Genomic DNA, 3,682 nt, shown 5'->3' with positions numbered 1-3,682 from the left:
ATAGATGAATCGCGCAAGGCGCGCGAAAACGCGGCGGAGCGAAAGCGGAGCCGCAGTGAGGCCGACACGGGGTAGTGCTTTGGGCCGTGGGTTGGGCTGTGCTTTTGCGACTCGCAGAGTCGCGCAGTTCGCCGCCACCCCACGCGGCGGACTGCAACTCGTCGGAGCTCGTTGCATTCACCGCTGGCGGCGAGCTGCTTTAACAAGACGCGCCGAGGACGAAACCGACAGAAAAAGGCAGTGTATTTGCGACTCGCAGGGTCGCGCGGGCTCTTACGAACCGTAAGTCTGAATGGAAAGCGGGCCCAAGCCCGGGTTCTAAGTTCCCAATCGGTTCCGGCGAAAGCTCTCCGTTCCGTTTATTCCGAGAGGCAACGCAACTGAAAACCGAAGGTGCGAGGATGCGAATTGCCCGGATTAAGTCCCATAGCCGTGTAATCTACAAATTTGGCCGTCAAAGCATCGCATGTGGACGACCAGCTATATCCGCTGCCCCCGACGAAGCTCGAAGCATCCGTGTTAATGCCGTAGCGGCAGCCCGGGGCGCGCCCGTCGGGCGTTTTAATGGCCGTCTCTGCCCTAAAGCCTCCATCCCAAGAATAAACCGTTGCCTCCTTACATTGCTCGTCGCAGGCACACCTCCCTCTGTTTATTCCGAGAGGCAGCGCAACTGGAAACCGTAATCGCGGTTACCCCCACTGCTGGTATGGAGCCACTCCAGGCCGAAATTCAGAAGAATGCAGCCCACGGCAGAGCCGGTGAAAGACGACCAACTGTAACCGAGATACCCTGCGCCATACAACCCGCCCGCATAATCGGTGCGTTGGCCCGGGGCGGGGTTCCCTCCTGTCCAACCGCAGCACCGACGATTAAAAATCGTATCTTTGCAATCACGCAACGAGTTATTCTCAGGATTTTATGGCCAACAAGACCTACCTCAAGATACGCAATTACGTCCAGGATCCCGCCCATCGGCGGAAGATCACCCTCATCTTTTGGAGCATCCTCGCCACCCCCGTTCTGATCCTCGGCACCCTCCTGCTGATGATCGGCTTCGGCGTGTTCGGCAAACTCCCCACCTTCGAAGAACTCGAAAACCCCCGGAGCAACCTCGCCACCGAAATCATCTCCGCCGACGGTAAGAATCTCGGGAGCTTTTTCATCGAGAACCGCTCCTACGTCGATTACGGCGACCTCTCCCCCAACTTGGTCGCCGCCCTCGTCGCCACCGAAGACGCCCGGTTTTACAGCCACTCCGGCATCGACTTCAAAGGCCTCGCCCGCGTGGGCTTCAAGACCGTCCTGCTCGGCGACCGCGGACAAGGCGGCGGCTCCACCATCAGCCAACAGCTCGCCAAGAACCTCTATCCTCGCGATACCGTCCATAGCTCCGGGCTCGCGAAAGCCGGCAAACTCGTGATCGCCAAACTCAAAGAGTGGATCACCGCCGTAATGCTCGAACACAATTACACCAAGGAAGAGATCGTGGCCATGTACCTCAACACCGTCGAGTACGGGTCGAACGCCTTCGGGATCAAATCCGCCTCCGCCACCTTTTTCAACAAGACCCCGGCCGAGCTGGCTCCCGAGGAGGCAGCTATGTTGGTGGGCGTGGTGAACGCCCCGAGCCGGTACAGCCCCGTGCGGAATCCCGAGCGGGCATTGAAGCGGCGGAATACCGTTCTCGAACGAATGGGCAGCGCCGGCTTCCTCAGCGACGCCGACGTGCGCCGGCTGACCGCCGAACCCATCCGGCTCGACTACCACCCCGTCTCCCATAACGAAGGAATCGCCACTTACTTCCGCGAAATGCTGCGGCAGTATATGACCGCCACCGAACCCAAACGGAAACAATACCTCACCGACTGGGACTATCAGACCGAACTCGAACGCTGGCAGAACGATCCCCTCTACGGCTGGTGCAACAAGAACACCAAAGCTGACGGCACCCCGTACAACCTCTACAAAGACGGCCTGAAACTCTACACCACCATCAACTCCCGGATGCAGAAGTACGCCGAAGAGGCCGTCCGGGAACATATGGTGAAGACCATCCAGCCCCAGTTCGAAAAGCAGCGCAAAGGCTATAAAACCATCTTCTACAACATCAACAAAAAGGAAGAGACTAAGATCGTCCACCGGGCGATTCTCCAGAGCGACCGGGGGATGGCCATGAAACGGAACGGGATGAGCGACGACCGCATCCTGGCCGCCTTCGAGAAACCGATCCCGATGACCGTCTTCACCTACGCCGGAGATCGCGACACCGTGCTTTCGCCCAAAGACTCGATCCTGCACATGAAATCGTTCCTCCGGGCCGGTTTCATGTCGATGGATCCCGCCACCGGCTACGTCACGGCCTACGTCGGAGGGACTAACTTCCGGAACTTCAAGTACGACATGGTACGGCAGGGGAAACGACAGGTCGGTTCCACCATCAAACCGTTCATCTACACCTTCGCCTTCGACATGCTCGGGTACAACCCCTGTACGCTGGTGCCCAACTCTCCGGTGACCATCGAAGCCTCGACCGGTCCCTGGTCGCCGAAAGAGGCCGGCAATGTGCCGCAGGAAGGAGAGTTGCGTCCCCTGTATTGGGGGTTGGCCAACAGCCGGAACAACTACTCGGCCTGGATCATGAAACAGGCCCAGCCGCAGGCCGTGGCCGATATGATCCATAAAATCGGCGTCCACAGCTATATCGACCCGGTTTATGCCTTGTGTTTGGGCACGCCTCAGGTCTCGGTTTTCGAGATGGCCGGCGCCTTCAGCACCTTTGCCAATCGGGGGGTGCACACCGAACCGATCTTCGTCACCCGCATCGAAGATAAACAGGGGAATGTCCTGGCCTCGTTCTCACCGCAGACCTACGACGCGATCAGCGAGCAGACGGCCTATACGATGCTCGACATGCTCAAGCGGGTCGTGACGGCAGGTACTGCGGGTCGGTTGGGTTATCAGTTCAACCTTCGGGGCGATATCGGCGGCAAGACAGGGACGACCAACAACAGTGCGGATGCCTGGTTTATGGGCGTGACACCGCATGTGGTGGCCGGCACCTGGGTCGGCGGCGAAGACCCGGCGACACACTTGATGAGCGGCGCAGACGGTTCCCGGGTTGCCTTACCGATTTTCGGGATATTCATGAAGAAAGTTTATGCGGACAAATCGTTGGGCATAAGCATGAACGACCGTTTTATGGAGCCGATCGGCGTCGTTCGGTACGATTGCGATCCGAAGCAGGCGATTTCGACACCAGGTGCTACGGCAACGGGAGAGTCCGGAGGCGACGAATTCTTCCAGTAGGCATTTTTCGTAACGTTATTGTTTTAGCATTGGCGGCAAGTCCACGTAAGGACTTGCCGCTTTGTTTTGCGAAGCACGTGAACAAAGAGCGGTGCGAGGAATTGGGCCGAGGTTGCCCGCGTTGCATAGGGGTAGAGGTTGCCGCAGCGAAACGCAGTTTCGCCCGTCCACGGGACGTGGGGCCCGCGCGGCCTGAGCGCAGTCCCCTCCTGTAGCCAAAGACGAGCGCCACGCCTTTTTGGGCCGTCGGCAGCTTGAGGATGCGTTAGCATCCGTCGAAAGTCTTTGGTTCTTTCTGTTCACAAAGAGAACAGTTCTGTCCGGCACAGAGCTCGGCGCGCGCCTCGCCTAAAGAGGGAAATCGTCAAAATGCGCT

1 protein-coding gene is annotated in these 3,682 nt (G+C 58.6%); it reads left to right on the top strand.

Annotation, left to right across the window (positions count from 1 at the left end):
- The first annotated feature begins 918 nt into the window (after window positions 1-918).
- Entirely contained in the window at window positions 919-3,306 is a 2,388-nt protein-coding gene (locus QZ302_RS09370; protein WP_294594755.1) for a transglycosylase domain-containing protein, read from the top strand.
- Window positions 3,307-3,682: the final 376 nt, after the last annotated feature.

Origin of the sequence: uncultured Rikenella sp. (assembly GCF_910579375.1) — a bacterium.
Classification (GTDB): Bacteria; Bacteroidota; Bacteroidia; order Bacteroidales; family Rikenellaceae; genus Rikenella.
Note: the sequence above shows the minus strand (reverse complement) of the source record. Positions and strands in the feature narration are given on the sequence as shown.